This window comes from Bradyrhizobium sp. USDA 4341, from assembly GCF_054063755.1.
The window spans coordinates 8,233,917-8,252,824 of sequence record NZ_JBSSGO010000002.1 but is presented as its reverse complement, the minus strand read 5'-3'; the positions used below and the strand labels follow the sequence as shown (position 1 = coordinate 8,252,824).

Genomic DNA, 18,908 nt, shown 5'->3' with positions numbered 1-18,908 from the left:
AGAACATGGAAAGTCCGATCGCTTCCCTCACACCATCCTGGCGTGTCTTGACCAGGGTTGGAGCGCGCATCAATCTCCTCAGAGATGCGGCACCGTGGATGCAAAGGCATCGAGTTTCATTGCGCGCTCGCTTAATGCCGCCAGGCGCGAAAGCTTTTCGCGTTGACGTGATCGGGAAGAACGAATCCCGCAGACGCCTGATAGCAGACCACGGCGATGATATCGGCTTGGCCGAGGGTAAAGACAAGGATAGCGCCCTCGCCTGGTACAATTCGCCTGCCTATCAGGCTCTTCTGGATTTCCGCGACGCCGCCCTTGACTGCCGCTTCCGGCTGATCGGCTAGCAAAGACCAACGGAGACTACCGTCTGGTAACCGATCGATAGGCTGGAATTGGGCTTGTCGGGAGGATAGGCTGCGAAGGAAGGCGGCGCGACCATAGCGAGCGGGCAGATTAGCGAACGTGGAAGTTGGGGCCGTCAGGCCGAACGAATTGATGACGCCTGCCTCCTCGATCAACTTGGTGCGCGGAATAAAGGGAGCCGCGAGCCACAAACTGGCTACGGTTGCCTGGAGACGTCCCCACCGTTTGGCTTTCCCGTTGCATCCGCTTTTTTGAATGCCGGGCGCTCGCGGAGACGATCAAGGTAAGCAACCAGGTCGGGCATGCTCGAAAAATCCGCACCAACCTTGGCGGCAGCCATACATGCCTGACCCAGCATGATATCGGCCGCACTGAACTGTCCCGCCAGGAATTCCTTCCCGCGGACTCCGGCGTCAATGGAGGCCAACATTCTTGAGAGAAGTTTCGTAGCACGATCCACATTGACCTGGTTCCGACGCTCGGGCGAAAGGAGGACCGTTTCCACGACAATCGTATTTATCGGGGGCATGATCATTCCTTCAGCGTAGTGGAACCATTGTAGGTAGATCGGAAACGCTGGAGAACCGACGTCGGGGGTCAGCCGGCCGTTGCCGTACTTCGCTAACACGTATTGTACGATTGCTCCCGACTCGAAGATCGTGACCTTGTCGTCGACGAGAGTTGGTACGCGACCCAGCGGATGAATCTCAAGGTAGGCAGGCGACCGCATGCTTGCATCCCCGAGTTTGAAGAACTCCAGTTCATAGGGCAGCCCCAGTTCTTCGAACAGCCACACGATGCGAACGGCTCGCGTGTTAGGAGCAAAGTAAATCTTCATGCATCCCCCCGTCGCATTTACACACAATCTGCATATGCCTGCTTCTAAGATGCCGCGCGGAGCATTGTCAATCAAGCCTAACACCGGGAAGCGAATTGGCAGGCGCCTCGGTTCAAATGCTTATCAATGCATTGTCGGCACCGCGCGGCCGCACAGACACATCAAATCGCAGCCCGGATATGCGCACTCCCCCGCTGGAAATTCAGCGACATAGGGTGAAGAGCCGCTGCCTTCACCGCCTGAGTGCAAAATCCGGTTGCAAGTAGCATCGCCCTACACGAGCCGTGTGGTCCCCTGCCGGCTTACCTTGCTCGAGCGAGGGACGCCGAAGCGGAGACTGCTGCTGTGATGCGTTGGCACCCTCCGGAACGCAGCAGCGAGGCGAGGATATTGCCTCCAGGTGCAGATCGAGGCTATACGGCGTACTCCGGCGTCACAACGGCCGGTGCGTCATACGGGTATGGTATTCACGGATAAACGAGCTCGTTTGGGCTCGCTTTCTTTTGGTATCGGCGTAAGCCCATTTTTTAAGAGGAGCTTTTCCTGAATGCAGGTCGGAAGACACAGCGCTGAACCTGCATGCACCGCGGCGGCGCTTCGCAAGGCATCACGTCGTATAACTCAGTTATACGACAGAGCTCTTGCACCGGCGGGACTGACGGTCACGCAGTATTGCATACTCTCTGAATTAGCGAGACGCGGAAAGCATGTGCCAACCGTGACTGAACTTGCCGGCGCCATGGTAATGGATCGGTCCGGTCTAGGTCACACACTCGTTCCTCTCGAAAGGGACGGCCTCATCACGCTTGCCGTTCACAGCGAGGACGCACGAGCCCGAAACGTGGTCTTGACCGCGAAGGGTAAAGCGCGGCAAAGGCTAGCCACCATCTTCTGGGCGCGCGCGCAAAAGCAGTTCTCCGACATCTTTGGAACGCGCCAAGCTGCCCGGCTTCATTCAGCGTTACTTGCGATCGCCCACGATGAGCGACTGAGTTCGCCCTAAGTAAGTTAGCTTGCCTCGGACGGCGACGGTTCCTGCTCTGCCATCTACCCCAGCGCGGCACTCATCCACTTAGCAATGGCGGATCCGATCTTCTCTCCGGAGTCCTCCTGGATGAAGTGCGTGCCAGCGACCGTGACTTCCGTTTGATTCCTCCAGCTGCGACAAAATTCCCGCGTCACCCCGGTTAGAATTGCCCCAGGCTCCGCATTCACGAACAACTTCGGGATCTCGTTCTCCGCCATCCATTTAGCGTAAGTTTCGACAATAGCGACAACGTCGGCGGGATTTCCATCGATGGGGATCTGGCGGGGCCAAGTAAGCATCGGCCACCGATCTTCGCGTTTCAGGAACGGCCGGCGATATTCTGTCATTTCTGCATTTGAAAGCTTCCGGATCACCGAACCCGGCAAGACCTTCTCGATAAAAAGATTGCGATCGAGAATGAGCTCTTCGCCCTTTTCCGAGCGGAAGCCCTGAAAGATTGGAACAGCGGCCCTATTCCAGTCGCTCCAATCTTTGATCGGACGCACGATCGCTTCCATATAAGCGATTCCCCGGACGCGATCGGGATGATGGCGGGCCCAGTCAAAGCCGAGCGCGGATCCCCAATCATGAATAACGAGGACCACCTTTTCCTCGGGTGGAATGATCTTGTTGATCAGGGCCCAAAGATACTTTCGATGCGTCAAAAAACTGTAGGTCGACGGCCCAGCGTCGGGCAGTTTATCCGAGTCTCCCATTCCGATCAGATCCGGCGCGACGACCCGACCGGATGATCGAAGACTTGGTACGACGTCTCTCCACAAATAAGAAGAGGTTGGATTGCCGTGGAGAAGGAGAATCGGTTGACCCTGGCCCGATTGGTGGCACGCCATTCTGAGCCCAAATGCATCGACGCTTGTCTTCGTTAGCGCTGTCTCACTCATATCGCATACCTCAAAACTTAACCGCTGCCTTCGGCCTTCGCGACCCCGGGCATATGATGTGATCAACCGAGCTGCCCCGTACATCGACAGGTGCCGGCCTTGGTCGCGATCCGACCCGTCAATCAATGCAGGGCGAACGATACGTCTCCGCAAAACATACGAGGATCGAGCCTCTTAAGGAAATCGCGAGCCTATCTTTGCCGCTTGGTCGCAAGCTTAGTGAGTCCAATCCGCGTTGGACCAATCGCGACGGCGATCCGAAACCAATTTCCGACGCCTCGCCCTACGGAACGAACCTCGCGCAAGAGGCATCCCAACATATGCGTATATACCGATATCTGTCGAGTCGGCGATACACGAGATCACGTTCAAGCTCAGCCTGACTCGACGATGATCGCTTGAGCGATTCGTCTTTCGGGCCGAGGGCTTACGAGAACTCTCCGCGCTCCGACACGCGCCCGCTCGCCTGACGTGTCCTAAAACGTTGCAAAAAAGACGTATCCTGTGGTCAAGGCAGGATCTAATTGAAGCGGGTAGAAAGATAGCGAACTGTTGGCGCGAAGGCGATCTTCCAATCGTCGAAGTGCGGCATCCGTCATCAAGAACGTTTTCGCGGACGACGGGTAGCGTGAGCGCGGTTTCACTGCGCACAGCCCATCGGCAGCGAGACAAGCGAGGCGTAACCGAGCCCATGCTTGCTACGGCATTCGTCCTGACGCTCCATAATGGGCAAGACTACGGCAGCCTACCTTGCCATCTTCCTGCGACCAGCTGGCGGATGTAGTCGCCGGCTTCGCAAGTGATATGAGATTGCAAAATGAGAAATGCCGTCTTCGAATTCTCGGTCCCTGTATTCGAGCGGCATCTGAAGCTTCTTTCCAAGTTGCTGGAAACCGCGGAGACCTACGCTAACGAGCGGGAAATCGAGCCGACGCTCTTGGTCTTTTCTCGGCTCTATTCCGATATGTTTACGTTAGCCGAGCAAGTACGGGCGGCTTGCAATACCGCGAAGCGCTCGACGGCACGTCTGGCCGGCTTGCGATTGCCTGAATCTCAGAATACGGGCCAGTCATTCGCCGACCTGCAACGGCGAATAGACGATGCCTTGGCGTACCTCAAAACGCTTCCAGAAAGCAGCTTTGCGAAATCGGAGGGAAGAAAGATCGAGTTTCCGTTCGGTTCCGGCGTTGTGACGGTCACGCCCCAGCAATATCTCGTCCGATTCGCGCTGCCAAACTTCTATTTCCACGTCACGACGGCATACGACATTCTTCGGCATATAGGCGTGCCAATCGGCAAGCGCGATTTCCTTGGACCGATGGCGGACGGTGCCGATCTGTAAGCACAACGACGGTTTCGGTTGTTGCTTTGCTTCCGCGCAGTTTGGTCATTGACAAAGTTACAGACCTGTCAGTACACATGTATGCAGCTTGTTACGCAAGGAGGATCCGGTGCGCGCAATAGTGGCGGAGAGCTTTTCGGACTATGGCGGACTGCGGCAGGTCGAACTGCCCAAGCCGGCACCGGAGAAGGGCAAGGTGTTGATCCGGCTTAAAGCGGCTGGCGTCACCCCTCTCGACCACACGATCCTGTCGGGTGGACACCCTCGTGCAAAGGCACCGCTAGTGCTCGGCAATGAAGGGATGGGCATCGTCGAGGAGTCCGGCGACACCGGTACGGCAGTGGGCAGCCGCGTCATGTTCACGGGACCCTACGGCGTTCGCGAGAGTGGCACTTGGCAGGAGTGGCTGCTGGTTAGGCCCGAGCATCTGGCCGTGGTACCCGAGACCATCAGCGATGTGCTCGCAGCCAGCCTTCCGGTGGCCTATCTGACCGCGCAAATTACACTGGAGCTCGCCGGGTTCGCGGCTGGAAAAACGGTGCTGGCTCCCGGCATCGGAGGGTCGGTCGGCAATGCAACCTTTCAGCTCGCGCGGGCACAAGGCGCGGGCAAAGTCATTTCAACAGCTGGCAGCACCGCCAAGGCCGAGCAGGCCCGCGCGCTTGGCTTTCTGGATGTCATCGATCTCACGAAAGAAGGCCTCGCCGACGGTGTTCGCCGGATCACGGGCGGTGCCGGCGCCGACGTTGTGATCGAGAGTATCGGTGGCTCCGTGACTGGCGAGGCCTTGAGCGCCATCGGTCTGGGCGGTGCCTTGATCACTTTGGGCTATTCCGCCGGACGCAAAACCGCGATCGACGTGACGGACTTGATCTGGAAAGGCTCGCGGATGGCCGGCTTCTCTTTGTTCGCGCAGTCGCCGTCAGCCGTTGCCGCCGCTTGGCAGAAGATCATTCCGCTGATCGCGAACGGATCGGTCAAGCCTCTCGTCGAGCGGGTTTATCCTCTCGGCGAGGCCAGCGAAGCTCTTCGCCATTTGATTGAGCAACGTCCGTTTGGAAAAATCGTTTTGACAGCGTCATCTGCTTGATGCCGCAGATTTCACGGAAGCGCATCATTCCGTGTCTTCTCGGTTCCCCTCTGCGGGACCAAGACCGGTGAGTAGTGGGAATGGAATCGATGCCATACCTCGAGGCGAAAGTTCCGCTTCCACCGGCATGGCCTTCGGACGCAGTGAAGGCCAAGTCGGGACACCCCTGCAGTAGCCAATCCAAACAGTTCGGGGCCTGCTGATTTTTCGGTTAAGGCATGATCCGGAAAAGTAGCGATCGGCTTTCCGAAGAGACCGTGCTCAAACAGCGAGGTCGAACGGGATCAGGATTCAAAGACGATTCGTCGCGCGCCAAGCGATGTGGCTTCCGGCTCAGCCGGGGTCAAGCTAGTAGGACATTCTCGCGAAACGCGACCATGCCCTCGGAGGGGCCTCCAGACCATCGAGCTTCGTGCCGTTCGCGGCCGCAACGAAACGTTGCTCCAATGACGCCAACCGGATTTAGTCGTCCCTAGCCCCGCAGACCGCGGCGTGTCACGGATTGTGAACGCCATCCGCGGCGGGCTCCGCTCTGCTCGAGCCAGCCGCGCCAAGCCTAACTTGCAGCGTCTCGCCGAAGCGCCACTCCTCCGCGCGAACCAAACTCGTGCCTGGGCGACGATATTATTCCAATCCGTCGTTCGAGTTCTCCTGCACCGCATCGAACGCGAACCACCTTCCGGACAGCCGATTGCTGCCCGGCCCAACAGTTTGTGCTAAGTCAGTGCGGTCGGCAAAAGGGCCGGCAGCCGATCGCTTCGGATTCGAAGCGATCCATTCCCGTGGTCACCAGACCCACTGGGTAGCTTCCCAACGGTAGGCCTTGTCTTGTCGAACAACATGCCCGAGCCCCGGGAACGGAAAATGATAGCCCATCACCATCGTCCGCTCGGTCGCGACGCGATCCAAGATGGCCTTGCGCGACTTGATCGCCTGCGCGGGATCGTAGTCGAAGATCGGTGACCAGTTCGGTTGTTGCAAGCTCGTCACCGGATGATGGGCAATATCGCCCATATGCATGAATTGCTCATTGCCGGAGACGAATAGAATGGTGGCGTGCGAAGGCGAATGTCCCGGTGCCGCGATATAATGTACGCCGGTAGCGATTTCGCCACCTTGTTTGACGAATCGCGAGTGGCTCGCCAACGGCGGCAGGTTTTCTCGAGCTGCCGAAATCGTGCCCTTCTTGAATCCGTCGGGCATCGGAGAACTATTGACCTCACTTTCGAAACGACTGCCGGTCCAGTAGTTCCATTCGGTATCAACGAACACAAACTGAGCCTTGGGAAACGCGAGGGCACCCGCCTTCGTCACCAAACCTCCGATATGGTCAAGGTGACCGTGCGACATCACGACCAGATCGATGCTTTCTGGGGTGATTCCGGCCCGGACAAGGTTGGCCTCAAGGCCGGGAAAGCTTCCGAAGGCCGGACCGAGCTTCTCACCGAAGCCAGAATCGACAAGGATGCGCTCCCGTCCCGTGTCGACCACCAAGACGTTGTTCGTGACCTGGACCACCGGCTGCAGGAAGTTCGCCTTCAGCACGGGAGCAATTTCTGCATCAGACGCGTTCATTACGAAGACCGGCTTGATGGGTATCTGCCCGTAGCCATCGGAAATCACGGTCGCTTTGAGATCGCCTATTTTGAATCGATAGAAGCCACTGCCGTTTAGGGATTCCGGGCCGGATTGAGCCTCTGCTCGGGCCGGCTTTGGGGTGAAAAATGGGGTTGCCGTTCCAGCAACGGCCAGACCGGCGCCGGCACGAAAAACACTGCGACGGGTTAGAGTTGTCGGGGACTTGATCATTTCCATCTCTCCTGTTTGCGAGAACGCGCCGCGTTATTGGCGCCAAAATACAATGTCGATCACAATTGACATTGTGCGCGGTCTTTCAATTTTCTGTCAAGGCTGAATGTGATGCCAGCTAGCAAGCTTGACCAAAATCCGTAGCGATACAGCTCATTTCCTTGAATATACTCGGCAGAGTCACACTTTCTTGATCGAAAATGGAAGGTACCGCAATCAATTGTCAATTGTAATCAACATTGTAACTGGCTAGGTTAAGCTGAGGAAAGGACCGAGCGCCGCGTGATGATCAGCTCGGACAAAGTGAGGGTTCGGACCATCGACGCGGTTCGCATCAGCTGGTGATGGCGGCCAGGGGACGCACGACTGACGTGGTGGCTGGGTCCGTTATCTGACGGTAGCGGCGCGCTCGCCTTCCGTGACGCACGGAAGCGCCATGCCGATCCGTCCCTTCTATAAATCTTGGCAAAGGATGAAGAGAAAATGCTGTCAGGTAACTCTGGCTTTAAGCGCCTCTCGCGAGCTCCCCTGTCCCGATCTCAGTTTCTCAAACTAGCTGCGGGCACGCTGCTCCCGTTGGCTGGCTTGCGACCGTCCGCCGCCGCGGCGAATGGCGATACGGCAGAAAGGAAGGAAGCAGCGGCGCCGGCACGCATGGGGTCGATACTCGTCAACCAATTCGGTCCCGTCAAAATTCATTCCTACCTCAGTCCCACCGATGGCTTTCACGTCAACACGCAGATGATCGAGGGGAAAGAGGCTGTTGTCATATTCGATGGTCAGCTCTTGCTGCCATATGCCGACGAAGTCGCGTCATATGTGCAAACGCTCGGCAAGCCTGTTGACCGAATTGTTCTTTCGCATGGGCACACCGACCACTGGGCCGGCCTTCAAGTTCTGACCGAGCGCTTCCCGGCCGCCCGCGTATTCGCCCTGGACGGAGTTGCTGCCCCGATGCGGGCCAGAGGCAAGATGAGACTCGATAGCTTCCGCACGATTCACGGTGACAAGATCGCGACGAAGGTCACCGTGCCGACAGAGACGATCACCGAAGGTGTCCAGGTGATCGACGGCGTCACCTATGACTTCAAGAGATTCACCGATGCCGAAGCAGACTTGCAGCTCGCTGCGCTCCTGCCCGATCAGAAAGTACTGATGGCGTTCGACCTGGTGTTTTCACCGAATGAGCACGCTTTTACCGTCGTTGACCATTTCGATCACTGGATGGTCGTGCTCGAGTCGCTCAAGGCGTTGGAAGGTTACGACCTGATGACCATTGGGCATGACACGCCCGTCCTCCGTTCCGCGATCGACAGCACAATTACCTACGTTAAGCGCGCCAAGGAGATCCACGCGGCTTCCCCCGACGCGAAAACCTACAGTATCGGCCTGAAGGCCGCCTTCCCCGAACGGCAGCAGGCCGCTTGGGTTGCCGACTTCTCCGCCAGCATCCTCTACCCGCCACCCAACTGAAAAGGGCGTTGGGGAAGTAGAGGCGTTCACATATCGGGTGTCGTGGGCCTGGGGGCCGTGCTTTCGACGATGCCGCCTTCGGCGCAGCGACCGAGGTCACGCCGAAGTTCGTGTCACCCTCCGACCCGTCGACGCGCTGGACAGGGGCGCACGGCGGTCAAGCCTTCTTCGCCTACTCGACAAACTACCTGGTCGACGTCGAGAACGCGGTCATCGTCGATCTCGAGGCGACCACGGCCATCCGGCAGGCGGAAATGCTGGCGGCCAAGCGCATGATTGAGCGCTCGCTGGAACGGTTCGATCTCTATCCGAGCCGTCTTCTCGGCGACAGCGGCTATGGCTCGGCCGAGATGCTCGGCTGGTTAGTCACGAGCATTCGATTGAGCCGCACATTGCACTGTTCGATAGGTCGGCCCGCACGGTTGGGACCTTCCCGCGCCACGACTTCACCTATGACCACTCAGGTGACGTCTACCGCTGTCCCGACGGCAAGGTTCTCACCACGACTGGAGCGCTGGTAAAGGATGGCGCCACGATGCTTTGCGTCGCCAGCCAGCGCGATTGCGACCGGTGCGCCCTCAAGTCCCGATGCTGCCCCAAGCAGACGTCGCGGAAAGTGCCGCACTGGATCTATGAGGGCGCTCGTGACATGGCGCGCCAGATCGCAAGCTCGTGGGAGGGCCGCACTTCGCGTCGGCTCCGCAAGATCGAGATGCTGTTCGCGCACCTCAAGCGCATTCTCAAACTCGGCCGTTTGCGGTTACGAGGCCCAAACGGTACGCGCGACGAGTTCACTCTAGCCACCACAGCCCAGAAACTTCGCAAGATGGCCAAGCTGATCCCGATGCAAACCCTCAAGCTCGCACAAAAAGGCCGATACAGCCGTTCGGCGGCATCGGCGCTGGCGCCAATACATCGGATTACTGCCACCTTTTCAACGGAACCGGCCAATAGCGGACGTTACTGTCGCAAGAGAGGCTAAGGCAGAACGCCTGGTCTTTCGCTCCGTCGAAACACGCGCACTTCGAGAGCTCGGCCTCCGAGCGCGGGTGTTCGCTGCTACCTGCCAAGCTTTCGTAATCACGGGCCACAAGCTCGCGATCAAGCCCGCTGTATGACTTTGGCCTATCGCGCTCCATCGAGTTTTGGTTGTGTCTCGGCCGATGTTAGATCGCGCGAATTCCTTTGTTGCGAAAACTCGGTCTGGCCTTAGGCGACTTACCATCGCCAATCTCCGACAACTTCACGGCGGCGTCGATAAGGTCGACCTTCGCATCGGCCGGCTCATCGATCAGCGCAGATACGTACGCTCCGTTGATGAGTAACGCGATCTGCGTCGCCTTACGCTGCGGATCACTCACACCGAGTTTATTGAGTATCGTTGCCAGCCGAGCCCGCATCTCCTCCTTGTTGCTCCGCGCAACCTTGCGGCCAGGATGGTTGCCGTCGGCCGGAAATTCCGTCGCGAGGTTGAGAAACGGACAACCGCGATAGGTAGGCTGCCGGATCCGTTTTGCGATCCCGGATAAAAGCCCCTCCAGCAAAGCGCGAGGATCAGCGGCGTACCGCTCCTCGATGCGATCCCACCACACCCAAAACGCTCGGTTCTGTCGGTCAGCTACGGCGGTAATCAAAGCGTCCTTGGAATCGAACACACGATAGAGGCTCGTCTTGGACACGCCCGATTGCTCAACTATCGTATCGACGCCGACGACGCGGATGCCATCGCGGTAGAACAATTGGACCGCCGTATCGAGGATGCGCTCGCGCGCGCTCGCTTCGCCCTTAGGCGGAGCCCCCCGGCGAGGTCGCGTCCCTTTCTGCATTTCCCTTATCTCCCGCTGATTTCTCATTTGACAAAGTAACAGACCTTTCTCTACGATGAAAGTAACGTACGGGTCGGTAACTTTCCAGAGGCGGCCCGTCCCAGAGCGGCTGGTTGTCGAAGCGATATGGTACTCGCGGGCGCGGTGGAAATCGAAAACGCGGCAGCGAATACCACCGGGATGCCGCATGCGTCGCTCGGCAACATCACTTAGTGCGGTGAAACTTGAGCATGGTACGTCGCCTTCTCCGGCGGGCCGACCCTCGTATCGCTTCAACAGCCCCTCCAAACGGCGGTCAATAGCCCCGGAGACACTCTACGCCGGCCGAACCACGGCGAGCTTGCTTGGGGAAGGTCGCAACGGAGGTTCGGGCGATTTTATTCCAGGCAGACCAATCGCCTCGAACTCATTTCGCCTTGGCCAATCCGGAGACCACTGATGACCGTCCCTTCTTACCGCGCTCAATCCACCGCAGTTCTTTTGGTGGATCCCTATAACGACTTCTTGAGTAAGGGTGGAAAGCTATGGGAGCGCACCAAAGATATCGCGGAAAAAGTGAACTTGCTGGACAATTTGCGTAACATCATCGCGGACGCTCGAAAAGCGAACGTGAGGATCTATTTCGTGCCGCATCACCGATGGTCGGCGGGTGACTACGTACACTGGAAGCATGCGACTCCGTATCAGATGGCATCGAATGGACGAAAGACCTTCGAGAAGCACACCTGGGGTGGCACCTTTCACGACGATTTCCAAGTGCAGAAAAACGACATTCTTATCGCCGAGCATTGGGGTTCAAGCGGATTTGCGAACACTGACCTGGACCATCAGCTCAAACAATATGGCATCGAGCGAATCATCTGCATCGGCTTGCTGGCCAACACTTGCATTGAGGCCACGGCCCGTTTCGGGATGGAGCTTGGCTATCATGTAACGCTGGTAAAGGACGCGACCGCGGCTTTCAGCGAGGAAGCAATGCACGCAGCGCACTACATCGACGGACCCACCTATGCCCATGAAATCCTGACTACAGCTGAATTGCGTGCGGCGCTTGCATGTGCGACATAAGATCCGAATTGCGATTTCTCGGCGCCGGGGCCTTGACGCAGGTACGACCGAGGACCTAGCGGCGCATCGATCAAGGCCATGTCCCACTTTGGCCGCCCGACGACATCAGTGGCCTCACGCGCCCCCGCCCACCGATCGCCACGGCCATCGAATTCGGTCACTTTTTTGGCTCTCCTTTCAGCATGCCCGAGGCAATCGTGGACGACGGGAGCCGAATTGGGCGTGGCGACGTCAGCGGCTATTGCTGTCACGCGCCATTCCGCGTGCGTCGGCGCTGATCCTGGCGCGCCGCTCGCTGACCGAGCGCGATGGCCTGCCGGCGCTCGCCGAGATCAGGGGTCACGCCACCTATAGCCAAGAACCACAATGGTTCACGACCGCGCCGATCCCAGCGATCCGCAAGCCGCTCGACCAGGTCGGCTGGCGCGTCGGCGACATCGATCTGTTCGAGATCAATGAGGCCTTCGCGGTGGTACCGATGGCGGCGGCGCGCGATCTCGGCATCCCGCGCGAAAACCAACATAAATGGCGGCGCCTATGCCCTCGGCCGCCCCATCGGCGCTACCGGCGCGCGCCTCATCGTGACCTTACTGCACGCCCTCGAGGCGCAAGGGTCTGAAACGGGGTGTCGCCTCGCTTTTGCATCGGCGGCGGTGAAGCCACCGCCATCGCGATCGAGCGCGTCGTTCGAATGGACAAGCCGACGGCGCCGGAGTGCATCGGCCAATTAGCGGGCGAGCCATACGGCACTCCCGCAGCGGCATCAATAAGTTCGCCGGTGCGCGATATGTTTTGTGTATTCCGGCGTAGCCGGTCTGCCGATGCAGCGAAGAGCACCGCGGTGCAGTTAACTGCGCCTTCGTGAAGCGGGAGCTTGGCTGGAAAACTCATCGAGAGATTGGATTATGTCTCGCTGAGCGTTCTCCAGAATCTCATTCGAAAACGCCGGCGCGGTGGCCGCAACCGATCGCGAAAGGACCAACGCCCCCACCATTTTACAATGCAGGCTGATTGCCCAATCGCGCAATGTCCTGCGATGGCCGACTGTAGCTAGTGATCCACTTTCGGCGATCAGGCCGGCGAGGATGGTGATCTGATTGTCCAAGCCGCTGGCGAAATGTGATTGCGCTTCGGCCCCAAGGCGGGGAGCATCGCCGGCGAATCCAGCTACCGGGCAGCCGTTGTCGATATCATCGCGGTGAGATTGCGACAGATACCAGCCAATATAGCGATGAAGAGCCGTGGTCGACTGGTCGACCGGCGCTCTCGCGTTTTTTACAAGTTCGGCGGTGCCCTCTGTCATGGATTGAGCAAGCACCTCGGCAACCAAAGCAGCCTTCGATTCAAAGTGGTTATAGAAACCCCCTTGGGTGAAGCCGGCATGCTTCATCAATTCGCTTAGCCCGACGGCGTCCGTTCCACGTTCCCGGAATAGCTGCGTGGCCGCCGAAACGATCGCGCGACGATTTTCCGCAGCCTGTTCTCTCGAGACTCCCACGTGATAACTCCCAAATTTATTCGTCGCACGAATACCACATTACAATTATATTCACAATCGACCTTGGCGCACCGTTCCGGCCGTCATAGCGGGACAAACCTGCAGCGATATTTTGCGGCTGTTCACAAGCGCGCGCATGATACTGCCGAAATATAGAGATTTTAGCCCTAGATCGCGCCAAAACTGATCGAATGAGCCAAATTGATACCCGACAAAGCCTTGACATTGCCATTCGCGCACGACAGAATACGATTGTGATCGAAATCGTCTTTCACGAAATTGTTGATTGGTTCCATCATCCAAGCCGAGCGGCCTTTTTGGTCGTTGCGTAACCGGATCTGTCGCCGCCGGCTCGGAGCGACGTTCGGGTCACCGGCTTTTCTGATTGGCCGGAGCAATCAAATGCAACGGCCCACAACCTCGCGATACCCCTCGAGAGCCATCCGCGAATGCTGCCGTTCGTCGCCCAGAAAGCATCTGCCAGCACCTCGAACACTCATATGTCGCATCGGCCGAGTTTCAGAACGACCTCGACGTGAGACCGCAGACGCAACATGGTGCGAAGGTGCGACAAGTCGCGCCATCGACACGCACTATCCACGAAACGCTCTTCGCAAAAGATTAGCTCGGAGAACAAAATGGCCAGCGTGAAACTTGAGATCCAGGATGCCCTCGCCGTCGTCACTATTTCAAACTCGCCCCTTAATCTATTCACATGGGAAATGCTGGACCAGCTAAGCGACATAATCGACCAAGTCGCGGCGGCTCCGATCCGCGCGCTATTGTTGAAGGCAAACGGACAACACTTCAGCGCCGGCGCCGACGTTCCGGCGATGTTTGACGGGCTGTCCGCGCACGCGGCCGAGGCTCACCTCGTCAGGCACATTCCCCTGATGGCACGCCTGCAGGAGCTTCCAATTCCGACGATCGCGGCCGTCCGAGGATTGTGCCTGACTGCCGGCCTCGAAATCGTACTCCGCTGTGACGTTCTGTGGGCCAGCGAAACGGCCCAGTTTGCCCAATTGGAAGCCATGATAGGCGCGACGACGTTGCTCGGAGGCGCACAGATCCTATGCGAGCGTGCCGGTCCCGCCCGGGCGCTGGAGATTTGCTATTCGACATCCATTTATGGCGTTGCTGATTTCGAAAAATGGGGCATCGTGACGAGAATTCTTCCGGACGCGGAACTAGACGCCGATGCCGCGAAATTTGCCAAGCAGCTCTCCAAAGGGCCTACGCGAGCGTTTCAAGCGACCAAACGCCTGATCAGGGCGGCCGCGCAAGACGGGGCCTGCGCCGCCGACCGCCTTGTTGGCGCTGTCGGCGCTTCCCTTCTGGAAACGCACGACATGCGGGCTGGCGTGAAAGCTGTCGCAGAACACGGCGCACGCAACTTCAAAGGCAAGTTCGCGTTTCAGGGAAGCTAAGCGGCGGACGTCGAACTGCGCACGCGTTCATGATGGCGCCGACGACATTGCGCGGGGCGAGCTGCACAGAGCGAGCAACTCCATCGCTTCCGAGATGTTTTGGGGTCGAGCGTAAGAGCAGTCAGGTATCATAACGAGAATAGTCCGTATATCCGGCAGCGCCGCCGCCGTAGAAAGTCGCGCGATTGTACGGATTGAGCGGAATGTTAAGTTTCAGGCGCTTCGGAAGATCGGGGTTTGCAATGAATGCTCGGCCGAACGCGATCGCGTCCGCCCTGCCCGACGCGATAGCAGCCTCCGCGGAGGCTCCGGCGAAACCACCTGCGCCGATCAGCACGCCCGACCAATCGGATCTGAATAGTTCAAGTGCCGAGGGAACATTCTGGTGATTTACGTCGGCGCGCCCCGCCCCGCTGCTTCTTGGCTCTATGAAATGCAGATAACTTAAGCCTAACGGACTAAGCTGTCTCAGCACATGACGATACAGTGATACCGGATCGTCCTCTCCACTCTCATTCGCTACGCCGTAGGGTGATAACCGCACCGCAACTCGATCGCTGCCCCATACATCGATTAGAGCATCGACCGCTTCCTTGAGAAATCGGCAGCGGTTCTCCATGGACCCCCCGTAGCGATCGCTACGCTGGTTCGTACGAGACTGCAGAAACTGCTCCACGAGATAGCCATTGGCTCCATGAAGCTCGACGCCGTCGAAGCCCGCCAACTTTGCGTTTTTCGCTCCTTGTCGAAAGCTTTCGACGACCTCCGTGATCTCTTCGGTTTCAAGAGCCCGGGGCGTCTCGAAGGGAGCCGACTTCCAAGACGCCGTCAAAGTTTCGCCGTTGATCCGGATCGCTGACGGAGCTACCGGCAACGCACCGTTGGGTTGGAGTGAAGAATGTGAGACGCGCCCAACATGCCAAAGCTGTAGGAATATTCGGCCGCCTTTCAAATGAACAGCGTCCGTAACATCGCGCCATCCTTCAATTTGCCGCTCGGAATGAATTCCCGGCGTTGCCGGGTATCCTTGCCCCGCCAGTGAAACCTGGGATGCTTCTGCGATGATCAGTCCGCCTTCCGACGCCCGTTGCTTATAATGCTGGACGTTCAGCGCGTGCGCCGCGACCGTCCCTTCCTGGGCGCGCATGCGCGTGAGAGGAGCCATAATCACTCGATGGCTCAGTCGATATTGCCCCACGGTCAGTGGCGAAAACAGCCTTGAAAAATTCATGAGTTCTCCGTGAATGGACTTCTGGTGTACGCGGTCAACTCGCATCTGCACCGATGCGTGTTTATCGTCAGCAACACGCATATGCCTCCATCTCCATAGCGATCGAGATTGCGCACAACGATCCGAGCTGTCCGGATGTAAACGATACTGGCGTCCTCGCATGGCGATGCGAGAACCGTATTCGGGGTACCTATCTCCCGACGAAGCTCGGTTCCACTTTGTCCTTAAAAGCCTTCACGCCCGCGAGGCCGTCTCGTGACCGGGACATTTGGACGATGGAGGCTGATTCATGCTTCATCTGCTGCTCGAGGCTTTCACCGCCGGCTAGCAGCAGAAGCCGCTTGATGGACGCAAAGGCTTGCGTTGGACCGGCGGCGAGCTGTTCGGCAACTTGAGCAACGGTAGCCGACAGGTCCGCGGCAGCCACCACGCGATTGACCAATCCCCAAGCCATTGCCTCTTCCGCAGACAACGACCGGTTCAGAAGAAACAGCTCCTTCGCGCGGCGGAGGCCGATGAGGCGTGGTAGAAACCACGTCGTGCTCCCGTCGGGAGTCAACCCGATCTTGGTGTAGGCACTGGTGAATCTTGCTTTTTCGGACGCGATCGCAAAATCAGCCGATGCCACCAAGCCGAGACCGGCGCCGGCTACCGCGCCGTTTACTTCAGCGATGACGGGTGCCCGCATGCGTGCGAATACTGAGATCGCCTCCTCGAGATATTCTGTCATTTCCTCGATCAGAGTATCGACCTGTGTCGGATCCGAAGCAAAGCCGGCCACATCACCACCCGAACAGAACGCGCGATCGCCGGCACCGGTCAGCACAACACATCGTACCGCCGGATCAGCGCTGCACTGCCTCGCCGCAATCGAGAGCTCCCTTGCCGTCAGCACGTTGATCGCGTTCAAATGCGCCGGCCGATTGATCGTGATGCGGACGACGTCTTTCGCCGCGCCGTAGATGAGAGTTTCGTAGGTCACCGCATTTCTCCTACGTGTAACGTGCTCTGGATGAAGAGCTGAATCAAAGCGACGATCGTGTCCGGAGCGTCTTCCTGGCTGAAATGACCCGCTCCGGGGAGCTCGATAACTGGACGACCGGGCCAAATGCCCCGGAAATCTGCGATCTGAGCATCGGGCGCAATACCCTTATCCTTCATGCCCACCACGAGCATGGCGGGCTTTGCTTTCAAACCGTCGATGAAGGGAAACCCTTCGCGAACATAGGGCACCATGCGGCCAAGAAGCGCGTCCAATGGAAATTCGATAGCACCCAGACAATCGGCTTTGCTCGGGAACGGCGCGCTATAGGCCGCAACCCAATTGGCGTCAACGGCGGCCATATTCTCGAAGCCTATGGCTTTCATGATGCCAAGAACGTTCACATTGAGATGCCCGAGCACTTCATGCAAGGTTCCTGCTTCGTGATGCTCCTTGACGAACTGAAACCACGGCGTGAGCCCGCTGGATTTTGCTCGCCCGTAACCCGTCAAAGTGTTGAGCAAAAATAGCCGTTTGACCCGGTCCGGATGACGCAACGCGTAAGCGGCTCCGATCGGGCCGCCCCAGTCCTGGATCACGAAAGTAATATCCTTGAGGTCAAGCTCGTCGACCAAATGCGCTAGGTTCTCGACATGGGTCTTGAGTGAGTACTCGCGATCGCGAGGTGTCTCGCTCTTCCCGAAACCCATGTGGTCCGGTACGATCACGCGGTTCGTCTTGGCAAGAGGGGGAATGAAGCGTCGATAAAGATAGCCCCATGTTGGCTCTCCGTGGAGGCAGACGATGGGTTCACCTTCCCCTTCGTCGACGTAATGCATCCGAAAGCCGTTGCCTTCAAAATAACGTGGCGCGAACGGCCAGGTCCCACCAAACGTCTCGTGTTCCGCAATCATGGTAAGTCTTCGCTCCTATCAGTTCGGCGCTCGACGCGAAGTAGTCGTCGCACGAGGGTGGTCATATTCGAGCTACGGCCCCTCTCGTCCGCACGAGCACCTTCTTGGCCGCCAGCCTTGATCATTCGCGCCTCCCGATTCGATCGCAAGGCATCTGATGCCGGTACTCCAACCCCTCTGCACGAAACGATCTTGGGAGACTACGGCTGTTGCCCGGCCGCACGAACCCATATGCGTCGCGCGAGTGAATCGGGCTCATCGCTCTCCGATTCAGCCCTGTCGCCGCGGCGCACTGAAAGCCCGGGGAGTCCATGGCCTCGGCGAATGGCTAGGCCGGCAAAACGGCCGTCAAACCGCCGTCGACGGCAAGTATCTGTCCGGTGATGTGTTTGCCAGCATCGCTTGCGAACAAGATCGCGGCGCCTTTGAGGTCATCTTGGTCACCGATGCGGCGCAAGGGGGCGCCCGCGGCAAGCTTATCCACGCCGACGGCTTCGAGCGTGCCCTTTGTCATCTTCGACGGGAAGAATCCCGGTGCGAGCGCGTTGACGGTAATCCCGTGGCGGCCCCAATCGCCAGCCAACGCCCGAGTGAAATTGACCACCGCACCCTTGCTCGTATGGTAGCCGATCATTTGCATGTCGCCTATGCCACCTCGAAGGCCGGCAACGGAAGCGATATTAATGATCCGGCCGTACTTGTTCGGAATCATCGACAATTTGCCAATCCGCTGGCTGAGCAGAAACACGGACCGGATGTTGAGATTCATCAGTTTGTCCCAGGCCTCGATCGGATGATCTTCCGTCGATGCGCCCCATGTCGCGCCGGCGTTATTGACCAGAATATCCACTTTACCCAACTTGGCGACGGCTTCGTCGGCAAGCCGCTTGATTTCCTCGTCCTTACCGTTGTCAGCCGCGATCCAATGACATTTGATGCCGAGACTCGCGAGGTGTTCCTGTGCTTGCGTCAGATCGGCAGCCTTGCGCGACGACAGGACGATCTTGGCTCCCTGCTCGCCGAGCGCCTCGGCGATCTGCAATCCAAGTCCACGCGATCCACCGGTGACAAGTGCGGTCTTTCCCTCGAGGTCAAACGCCTTTTTCACGCTGCCCATG

General features: G+C 58.3%; 16 protein-coding genes and 2 pseudogenes. 9 read left to right on the top strand and 9 right to left on the bottom strand.

Going from position 1 to position 18,908, the window contains the following annotated elements; all coding sequences use genetic code 11:
* Positions 1 to 5 precede the first annotated feature (5 nt).
* On the top strand, positions 6 to 344 hold the full coding sequence (locus ACVIGB_RS44675; protein ID WP_456724503.1) for a DUF1330 domain-containing protein: 339 nt from the start codon (positions 6 to 8) through the stop codon (positions 342 to 344).
* Positions 345 to 559: 215 nt separating this feature from the next.
* Here the strand turns inward: ACVIGB_RS44675 and ACVIGB_RS44670 are convergent, their stop codons facing one another.
* Entirely contained in the window at positions 560 to 1,201 is a 642-nt protein-coding gene (locus ACVIGB_RS44670; RefSeq protein ID WP_456724504.1) for a glutathione S-transferase family protein, read from the bottom strand.
* 547 nt (positions 1,202 to 1,748) lie between these two features.
* Here ACVIGB_RS44670 and ACVIGB_RS44665 point away from each other — a divergent pair.
* A complete protein-coding gene (locus ACVIGB_RS44665) occupies positions 1,749 to 2,204 on the top strand; it encodes a MarR family winged helix-turn-helix transcriptional regulator (protein WP_456724505.1) in 456 nt (151 codons plus the stop codon).
* Between the two features lie 44 nt (positions 2,205 to 2,248).
* Here ACVIGB_RS44665 and ACVIGB_RS44660 read toward each other — a convergent pair whose 3' ends face one another.
* On the bottom strand, positions 2,249 to 3,130 hold the full coding sequence (locus ACVIGB_RS44660; protein ID WP_456749335.1) for a haloalkane dehalogenase: 882 nt from the start codon (positions 3,128 to 3,130) through the stop codon (positions 2,249 to 2,251).
* A gap of 817 nt (positions 3,131 to 3,947) precedes the next feature.
* Between ACVIGB_RS44660 and ACVIGB_RS44655 the strand changes: the two genes are divergently transcribed.
* Positions 3,948 to 4,472, top strand: a complete 525-nt coding sequence (locus tag ACVIGB_RS44655; protein WP_456724507.1) for a DUF1993 domain-containing protein — start codon at positions 3,948 to 3,950, stop codon at positions 4,470 to 4,472.
* 109 nt (positions 4,473 to 4,581) lie between these two features.
* Positions 4,582 to 5,562 (top strand): quinone oxidoreductase family protein, encoded by a 981-nt coding sequence (locus tag ACVIGB_RS44650; protein WP_456724508.1) that lies wholly within the window; start codon positions 4,582 to 4,584, stop codon positions 5,560 to 5,562.
* A 786-nt stretch (positions 5,563 to 6,348) separates the two neighbouring features.
* On the opposite strand, the gene ACVIGB_RS44645 is transcribed toward ACVIGB_RS44650, so the two are convergent.
* Positions 6,349 to 7,371 (bottom strand): MBL fold metallo-hydrolase, encoded by a 1,023-nt coding sequence (locus ACVIGB_RS44645; protein WP_456724509.1) that lies wholly within the window; start codon positions 7,369 to 7,371, stop codon positions 6,349 to 6,351.
* Between the two features lie 483 nt (positions 7,372 to 7,854).
* On the opposite strand from ACVIGB_RS44645, the gene ACVIGB_RS44640 reads away from it, so the two are divergent.
* The gene (locus tag ACVIGB_RS44640) at positions 7,855 to 8,844 is read left to right on the top strand and encodes an MBL fold metallo-hydrolase (protein WP_456724510.1); all 990 of its coding nucleotides are present in this window, start codon (positions 7,855 to 7,857) and stop codon (positions 8,842 to 8,844) included.
* A 65-nt stretch (positions 8,845 to 8,909) separates the two neighbouring features.
* A pseudogene (locus ACVIGB_RS44635) lies at positions 8,910 to 9,688 on the top strand (transposase); the annotation flags it as partial.
* A 322-nt stretch (positions 9,689 to 10,010) separates the two neighbouring features.
* Here the strand turns inward: ACVIGB_RS44635 and ACVIGB_RS44630 are convergent.
* Positions 10,011 to 10,946, bottom strand: a complete 936-nt coding sequence (locus ACVIGB_RS44630) for a TetR/AcrR family transcriptional regulator (RefSeq protein WP_456724511.1) — start codon at positions 10,944 to 10,946, stop codon at positions 10,011 to 10,013.
* A gap of 162 nt (positions 10,947 to 11,108) precedes the next feature.
* On the opposite strand from ACVIGB_RS44630, the gene ACVIGB_RS44625 reads away from it, so the two are divergent.
* Both ACVIGB_RS44625 and ACVIGB_RS44620 read left to right on the top strand, forming a co-directional pair.
* Positions 11,109 to 11,738, top strand: coding sequence for an isochorismatase family cysteine hydrolase (locus ACVIGB_RS44625; RefSeq protein ID WP_456724512.1), 630 nt, complete (start codon positions 11,109 to 11,111; stop codon positions 11,736 to 11,738).
* A 265-nt stretch (positions 11,739 to 12,003) separates the two neighbouring features.
* A pseudogene (locus ACVIGB_RS44620) lies at positions 12,004 to 12,423 on the top strand (acetyl-CoA C-acetyltransferase); the annotation flags it as partial.
* Positions 12,424 to 12,585: 162 nt separating this feature from the next.
* On the opposite strand, the gene ACVIGB_RS44615 reads toward ACVIGB_RS44620, so the two are convergent.
* A complete protein-coding gene (locus ACVIGB_RS44615) occupies positions 12,586 to 13,236 on the bottom strand; it encodes a TetR/AcrR family transcriptional regulator (RefSeq protein ID WP_456724513.1) in 651 nt (216 codons plus the stop codon).
* Between the two features lie 638 nt (positions 13,237 to 13,874).
* Between ACVIGB_RS44615 and ACVIGB_RS44610 the strand changes: the two genes are divergently transcribed.
* Positions 13,875 to 14,663, top strand: a complete 789-nt coding sequence (locus tag ACVIGB_RS44610) for an enoyl-CoA hydratase/isomerase family protein (protein WP_456724514.1) — start codon at positions 13,875 to 13,877, stop codon at positions 14,661 to 14,663.
* A gap of 121 nt (positions 14,664 to 14,784) precedes the next feature.
* On the opposite strand, the gene ACVIGB_RS44605 is transcribed toward ACVIGB_RS44610, so the two are convergent.
* The 4 genes from ACVIGB_RS44605 to ACVIGB_RS44590 all read right to left on the bottom strand — a co-directional run bounded on the left by ACVIGB_RS44605 (position 14,785) and on the right by ACVIGB_RS44590 (position 18,907).
* On the bottom strand, positions 14,785 to 15,894 hold the full coding sequence (locus ACVIGB_RS44605) for an alkene reductase (protein ID WP_456725272.1): 1,110 nt from the start codon (positions 15,892 to 15,894) through the stop codon (positions 14,785 to 14,787).
* 190 nt (positions 15,895 to 16,084) lie between these two features.
* Positions 16,085 to 16,876 (bottom strand): enoyl-CoA hydratase/isomerase family protein, encoded by a 792-nt coding sequence (locus ACVIGB_RS44600; protein ID WP_456724515.1) that lies wholly within the window; start codon positions 16,874 to 16,876, stop codon positions 16,085 to 16,087.
* The gene (locus ACVIGB_RS44595; protein WP_456724516.1) at positions 16,873 to 17,790 is read right to left on the bottom strand and encodes an alpha/beta fold hydrolase; all 918 of its coding nucleotides are present in this window, start codon (positions 17,788 to 17,790) and stop codon (positions 16,873 to 16,875) included. The genes ACVIGB_RS44600 and ACVIGB_RS44595 overlap by 4 nt, the downstream gene beginning before the upstream one ends.
* Before the next feature lie 328 nt (positions 17,791 to 18,118).
* Complete coding sequence (locus ACVIGB_RS44590) at positions 18,119 to 18,907, bottom strand: SDR family oxidoreductase (RefSeq protein WP_456724517.1); 789 nt, start codon at positions 18,905 to 18,907, stop codon at positions 18,119 to 18,121.
* Between the last annotated feature and the right edge of the window lies 1 nt (position 18,908).

Coding starts and splice junctions, on each gene's coding strand:
- ACVIGB_RS44675 (WP_456724503.1), top strand. CDS start 6: ATGGAAAGTCCGATCGCTTCCCTCACACCATCCTGGCGTGTCTTGACC.
- ACVIGB_RS44670 (WP_456724504.1), bottom strand. CDS start 1,201: ATGAAGATTTACTTTGCTCCTAACACGCGAGCCGTTCGCATCGTGTGG.
- ACVIGB_RS44665 (WP_456724505.1), top strand. CDS start 1,749: ATGCAGGTCGGAAGACACAGCGCTGAACCTGCATGCACCGCGGCGGCG.
- ACVIGB_RS44660 (WP_456749335.1), bottom strand. CDS start 3,130: ATGAGTGAGACAGCGCTAACGAAGACAAGCGTCGATGCATTTGGGCTC.
- ACVIGB_RS44655 (WP_456724507.1), top strand. CDS start 3,948: ATGAGAAATGCCGTCTTCGAATTCTCGGTCCCTGTATTCGAGCGGCAT.
- ACVIGB_RS44645 (WP_456724509.1), bottom strand. CDS start 7,371: ATGATCAAGTCCCCGACAACTCTAACCCGTCGCAGTGTTTTTCGTGCC.
- ACVIGB_RS44640 (WP_456724510.1), top strand. CDS start 7,855: ATGCTGTCAGGTAACTCTGGCTTTAAGCGCCTCTCGCGAGCTCCCCTG.
- ACVIGB_RS44625 (WP_456724512.1), top strand. CDS start 11,109: ATGACCGTCCCTTCTTACCGCGCTCAATCCACCGCAGTTCTTTTGGTG.
- ACVIGB_RS44610 (WP_456724514.1), top strand. CDS start 13,875: ATGGCCAGCGTGAAACTTGAGATCCAGGATGCCCTCGCCGTCGTCACT.
- ACVIGB_RS44605 (WP_456725272.1), bottom strand. CDS start 15,894: ATGAATTTTTCAAGGCTGTTTTCGCCACTGACCGTGGGGCAATATCGA.
- ACVIGB_RS44595 (WP_456724516.1), bottom strand. CDS start 17,790: ATGATTGCGGAACACGAGACGTTTGGTGGGACCTGGCCGTTCGCGCCA.
- ACVIGB_RS44590 (WP_456724517.1), bottom strand. CDS start 18,907: ATGGGCAGCGTGAAAAAGGCGTTTGACCTCGAGGGAAAGACCGCACTT.